The organism is Occultella aeris (assembly GCF_902703175.1).
Lineage (GTDB): Bacteria > Actinomycetota > Actinomycetes > Actinomycetales > Beutenbergiaceae > Occultella > Occultella aeris.
On record NZ_CACRYJ010000048.1, the window covers coordinates 99,787 to 105,786 of the forward strand.

The window sequence follows — 6,000 nt, forward strand, 5'->3', positions numbered from 1 at the left end:
ACGTTCGGCCGTTGACTGTGAACCCCCTTGGCTCCGGAGGACTCTCGAATGCACGCTCGCGACCTGCACGACGGCTGGCTCCTTCGCGCCGAGGGCGGCTCCGTCCCCGAGCGGCTGCGCGGCCTCGACGTACCGGTCGCGATCCCCGGGACCTCGCATACCGCACTCCTGGACGCCGGTCTGATCGCCGACCCCTACGTCGGCACCAACGAGCGGGACGTGGCCTGGATGCACCGGGCCGACTGGCGCTTCGCCCTGGAGGTGGACCAGCCGCCGGCCGAGCCGCACGAGCGGGTCCACCTCGTGTTCGACGGCATCGACACGGTGGCGACCGTGCGGCTGGGCCGGCACGTGCTGGGCCACACCCGCAACATGCACCGTAGCCACCGTTTCGACGTCACCGGCCTGATCGGTCACGAGCGCGACCTCGTGGTCGACGTCTCAGCTGCGCTGACTTACGCCGAGGCGGAACGGCAGCGGCTCGGCGCCCGGCCGTCCGCATATGCGCATCCCCTGAACATGGTCAGGAAGATGGCCTGCAGCTTCGGTTGGGACTGGGGACCCGACCTGCAGACCGCCGGTCTGTGGCGCGGCGTGCGGGTGGAACGGTGGCGCCTCGCGCGCCTCGCGGGCGTCCGACCGCTCGTCGGCATCAGGCCCGACGGCGTCCCGTACGTCCGCGTGCACGTCGACGTCGAGCGGTCCGGTCTGGAGGAGCCGGCCGCACTCACCGTGCGGACCCGCGTGGCCGGCATCGAACGGGAGGCGACGATCCTGCCCGAGGCGAGCACCGCCGTCGTCGAGGTCGCAGCACCGGACGCCGAACTGTGGTGGCCGGCGGGTCACGGCGACCAGCCGCTCTACCCGCTCGAGGTCGAGCTGACCGACGGCGCTGCCTCCCTCGACTCCTGGCAGCGTCGCATCGGGTTCCGCACCGTCGAGATCGACGAGACGCCGGACGCCCATGGCACCCCGTGGACACTGCGCCTCAACGGCCGCCCGGTGTTCGTCAAGGGAGCGAACTGGATCCCGGACGACCACCTCCTGACCAGGATCACCCATGACCGGCTCGCCAGGCGCCTCGACCAGGCCCTCGATGCCAACCTGAACCTGCTGCGCGTGTGGGGCGGCGGAATCTATGAGAGCCGCGACTTCTACGAACTGTGCGACGAGCGCGGCCTGCTCGTGTGGCAGGACTTCCCGCTGGCCTGTTCGGCATACCCGGAGGAGGAACCGCTCGCCTCCGAGCTCGAGGCGGAGGCCCGGGAGAACATCGCGCGCCTGACGCCACACCCCAGCCTGGTCGTCTGGAACGGCGGGAACGAGAACATCTGGGGCTACCTCGACTGGGGCTGGCGGGAGGTCCTCGAGGGCGACGCGACCTGGGGCTACGGCTACGCGACCGAGCTGCTGCCGCGGGTTCTCGCCGACCTGGACCCGACGCGGCCCTACTCGTGGAACAGCCCGTCCTCGCCGGGCTTCGCGCTCACCGAACGCCACCCCAACGACCCCGACCACGGAACCCATCACCAGTGGGAGGTGTGGAACCGACTCGACTACACGGCCTACGCCTCGGAGATACCGAGGTTCTGTTCGGAGTTCGGGTTCCAGGGCCCGCCGGCCTGGGCGACCCTGGAGCGCGCCGTCGCACCCGCCGACGGTCGGTGGTCGAAGACGGACCCCGTGTTCATGTGGCACCAGAAGGCGGAGCAGGGCAACGAGAAGCTGGATCGCGGCCTGGCCGCCCACCTCGGGATCCCCGCGGACTTCGCCGACTGGCACTGGGCGACTCAGCTCAACCAGGCCCGCGCGGTCGCGTTCGCGATCGAGCACTACCGGTCCTGGTGGCCGCGCACCGCCGGCGCGATCGTCTGGCAGCTCAACGACTGCTGGCCGGTCACCTCGTGGGCGGCCATCGACGGCGGCGAACGCCGCAAGCCCCTGTGGTACGCGCTGAGGCAGGCGTACGCCGACCGGTTGATGGCCGTCGTGGCGCGGGACGGTCAGCCGGCGGTGGCACTGGTCAACGACACCGACGAACCATGGTCGGGCACGATCCGCATCACTCGGGAGACCTTCGCCGGCGACGTGCGCGCGGAACTGCTCGACGACGTCACCGTCGGCGGGCGGTCGGTGCGGCTCGTCACGCTGCCGCCCGAGATCCGTACCCCCGAGGACGGGCGATCCGAGGCGATCGTGGCCCGGCTCGGCACCGAGCGCACCGTCCGGTTGTTCGTCGAGGACGTCGATGCCGCACTGGCCGGCGATCCTCTCGACGTGAGCGTCGCACCGACCAGCGCCGGCTACGACGTCACCGTGCGCGCGCGTTCGCTCGCCCGGGACGTGACCCTGCTCGTCGACCGGCTCGACCCGGCGGCGGTGGTCGACGACGCGTTGGTGACCCTCCCGGCCGGGGAGTCGGCCACCTTCCGGATACACACCGGAGCCGTGCTGGACGAGGCTGCTCTCGCTGGCCGGCCGGTGCTGCGGACCGCGAACGACCTGGTCGGCCGAGTGCCGGAACGGACGGTGTCGGCATTAGGGTGAGCCGCGTGACTCAAGGCGTCGGGGCGGTCGGCTTCGTGCTCGCGCGCCCGGCACGGCTGCTCGGCATCGAACCCTTCCACATGGAGCTGATCGCCGGTATCGAGGGGCGCCTGTCCGGCGAGGGCCACTCGCTGCTGCTGCACGTGGTCCCGGACCTCGACGCCGAGATCGCGGCGTACCGCAGATGGGCCGAGGGCCGGCTCGTCGACGCCGTCATCGTCACCAATCTCCATCTGGTCGATCAGCGACTCGAGGTGCTCTCCGAGATCGACCTGCCCACGGTGGTCGTCGGTGGACCGCGACGCGACCTGCCGTTCACGAACATCTGGATCGACAACGCCCAGGCGATGCGAGACGCCGTCGCCTACCTCGCCGGCCTCGGGCATACCGACCTCGCCCGGGTGAGCGGCCCGAGCGGACTCGCGCACACCCAGGCCCGCACCGAGGCGTTCCGTGAGGAGTGCGCCTCGCGGGGGCTCACCGGCGTGGTCGTCGAGGCAGACTACTCGGAGGAGGGTGGCGCGCGTGCGACCCGGTCCCTGCTCGGCCGGGCGGGTGCGCCGTCAGCGATCGTCTACGACAACGACGTCATGGCCGTCGCCGGGCTCGGGGTGGCGGCCGAGCTGGATGTCACGGTGCCGGACTCGCTCTCGATCCTCGCGTGGGACGACTCGACGCTGTGCCGGCTGGCTTCGCCACCGCTCAGCGTGATGAGCCTCGACGTCTACGGCATGGGCGCCCTGGCCGCCGACTGTGTGCTCAACGTCCTGGCCGGTGGCCCGGTCCTCTCGCATGTCGCGCCGCAGCCGCACCTGGTGCCACGGGGCTCGACGGCGCCGCCCGGCTGAGGCTCGCATGAGGTCCCGGGGCGCGCCGATTAGCACGCCCGGCGCCCAGCGGGTAGAACTCAAGGGTGAGTGATATCTCTACGGAAGACTTCGGCGGTTGGTTCTCCCCCGAGGACCTCGCCACCGTGCGCCGGCGGATGCCGATCCTGTACGTGGACGCGATCCCGGTCCGCGTGGATGCCGACGGCGTGATCCAGCAGGTGGCGCTGCTGCTGCGCACCCCGCGCGAGGGCGGCATCTCCCGCGCCCTGGTCTCGGGCCGGGTGATGTACCACGAGTTGGTCCGGGACGCCCTGGCCCGGCACCTGGACAAGGATCTCGGCCCGATGGCGCTGCCGCGGCTGCCGGTCTCGCTGGTGCCGTTCACGGTCGCCGAGTACTTCCCCACGCCGGGCATCACCGCCTACCACGACCCCCGCCAGCACGCGGTCTCGCTCGCCTACATCGTCCCGATCGACGGCGACTGCCAGCCCCAGCAGGACGCCCTCGACATCGGCTGGTTCTCTCCCGAGGAGGTCGTCTCGCCGATGGTGCAGGCGGAGATGGTCTCCGGGCACGGCGCGCTGGTGCGCACCGCGCTGGCCACGACCGGTCGCCTGATCTGACGTGAGCACAACTCGGGCGACGGCGTCGCCTCGCGCGGTCGTCGTCGCTGCCGTCGTCGATGTGGTCGCCGTGCTCGTGTTCGCCCTCGCCGGGCGCCGCACCCACCACGACGACGGGGTGTTCGCCGGCCTGCTCGGCACCGCGTGGCCGTTCGGCGTCGCCCTGATCCTCGGCTGGGCGATCGCACGAGCGTGGCGGTCACCGCTGCGGCCCTGGCCCACCGGCGTGATCGTCTGGGCGGTGACCGTGGCCGTCGGCCTCGGCCTGCGCGCCCTGACCGGCGGCGGTCTGTCCGGGGCCTTCCCGCTCGTCGCCGCGGTGGTCCTGGCCGTCTTCCTGATCGGCTGGCGCGCTCTCGTGGCGCTGTTCGGACGGCGCGCCGCGAGGTGACCGTGCTGATCCGGCGGGCGATCCCCGGCGAAGCGGCGGCCCTGTCCGCACTCGCCCTGCGTTCCAAGGCGCACTGGGGCTACGACGACGGCTTCCTCGAGATGTGCCGCGCCGAGCTCACCTACACCGAGGCACAGATCGCCGGCTGGGGACTGATGGTCGCCGTCGACGACGACGTGCCGCTCGGTCTCTACCGGATCCATGGCGACCCGCCGGCCGGCGAACTCGACGCCCTGTTCGTGGAGCCGGCCCGGATCGGCACCGGGCTCGGCGGCACGCTGCTACGGCACGCGCTGGACAGCGCGCGGGAGGCGGGTTTCCGGAGCCTGGGTCTGGACGCCGATCCAGGGGCCGAGGCCTTCTATGCCCACGCCGGCGCGACCACGGTCGGCAGCACCGCGAGCGGTTCCATCCCGGGCCGCCGGCTGCCCCGGATGCGGTTCGAGCTGGCCGCGCCGCCGCCCGGAGGATGACGCCGGCGGCGCGTTCGACCGCGGCTGAACCCGCCGTGGATCCTCGCGCGGGGCGGCGCCAGGCCTGTGCGAGGATCCTGCCGTGACTTCGATACCGGCACCGTCCGAGACCGACACGAGCGCAACGTGGCAGGGCGCTACCCGCTGGATCTGGGACGACGGCGAGCCCGAGCCCCGGAACGCGTGGCGCTGCTTCCGGCGCCGGTTCGCTGCAGACAAAGGTGGAACGGCGCTGCTGCGGATCACCGCGGACACCAGGTACGTCGTGTTCGTCAACGGCAAGCGGATCGGGCACGGGCCGGTGCGAGCGTTCGGCGACCGGTGGCCGGTGGACACCTGGGACATCTGGTGGCACCTGCGCGAGTACAAGTGGAACACGGTGGCGGTGCTGGTCGCCCACCACGGGGTCGCCACGTTCCAGTCGCTGCCCGGGCGCGGCGGCCTGCTCGCCGAACTCGACCTCGGCTGGGGGATCCTCGGCACCGACTCGACGTGGGAGGTGGCCACGCACGGGGGCCACGATCCGCGAGCGCCCCGGATCAGCCCGCAGTTGGCGTTCACCGAGGACGTCGACGGCGCCTGGCAGCCGGACTGGACCGACGGCGGCGACGCCTTCGAGGGCACCTACCCGAAGGGCCTCGAGGCCGGATGGGCGCCCGCCACGGAGATCGCCGCGCCCGGCGAGGGACCGTGGACCACACTGGTGCCGCGGCCGATCCCGCCACTGCAGGAGGAGGTCGTCGCACCCGTGGCGGTGCGCTCAGTCGAGCGGGTCCGCCCGTGGCCGGGGAGCTGGACGGTGGACGTCCGGGCGACCTTCGACCCCACCTCGCCCGCGCACGCGAACCCGAGCGCCTACGGCGGCTACCTTCTCACCGCGCTCACCGTCGCCGAGGCCGGACCGGTGAGCCTCGGCCTGCCGCTGACCACCACACTCCCACGCGTCCGCGGCATCGCCGTCGACGGGCGGCACTGGGACATCGGGGAGCTGGCGCCCGGGCCCTCGGACCTGCGCACCCTCGACCTCGACCTGGCCCCCGGCACGCACTGGCTCGCCCTCGACGTGAGCATGTACGACCACGGCTACCCGCTGCCGCTGCTCCTGGACGGCGCCGACCTGACCCACCCGTGGGAGG

6 protein-coding genes are annotated in these 6,000 nt (G+C 72.3%); all 6 read left to right on the forward strand.

Annotation, left to right across the window (positions count from 1 at the left end; all coding sequences use genetic code 11):
* Nucleotides 1-48 precede the first annotated feature (48 nt).
* Nucleotides 49-2,547 carry a glycoside hydrolase family 2 protein gene (locus tag HALOF300_RS16750; RefSeq protein WP_156742054.1) on the forward strand — a complete coding sequence of 833 codons (2,499 nt, stop codon included), beginning with the start codon at nt 49-51 and terminating at the stop codon, nt 2,545-2,547.
* A 5-nt stretch (nt 2,548-2,552) separates the two neighbouring features.
* Nucleotides 2,553-3,395 (forward strand): LacI family DNA-binding transcriptional regulator, encoded by an 843-nt coding sequence (locus HALOF300_RS16755; RefSeq protein ID WP_231955481.1) that lies wholly within the window; start codon nt 2,553-2,555, stop codon nt 3,393-3,395.
* A gap of 65 nt (nt 3,396-3,460) precedes the next feature.
* The gene (locus tag HALOF300_RS16760) at nt 3,461-4,000 is read left to right on the forward strand and encodes an NUDIX hydrolase family protein (RefSeq protein WP_154793280.1); all 540 of its coding nucleotides are present in this window, start codon (nt 3,461-3,463) and stop codon (nt 3,998-4,000) included.
* Between the two features lies 1 nt (nt 4,001).
* A complete protein-coding gene (locus tag HALOF300_RS16765; protein ID WP_156742056.1) occupies nt 4,002-4,391 on the forward strand; it encodes a DUF3054 domain-containing protein in 390 nt (129 codons plus the stop codon).
* Entirely contained in the window at nt 4,388-4,864 is a 477-nt protein-coding gene (locus HALOF300_RS16770; RefSeq protein ID WP_231955482.1) for a GNAT family N-acetyltransferase, read from the forward strand. Before HALOF300_RS16765 ends, HALOF300_RS16770 begins: the two co-directional genes overlap by 4 nt.
* A gap of 82 nt (nt 4,865-4,946) precedes the next feature.
* A partial coding sequence (locus HALOF300_RS16775; protein ID WP_197522624.1) for a hypothetical protein occupies nt 4,947-6,000 on the forward strand: 1,054 nt, incomplete at its 3' end.

What these genes read in the sequence shown, in the direction of transcription:
- HALOF300_RS16750 (WP_156742054.1), top strand. Translation starts at nt 49, where the DNA reads ATGCACGCTCGCGACCTGCACGACGGCTGGCTCCTTCGCGCCGAGGGC.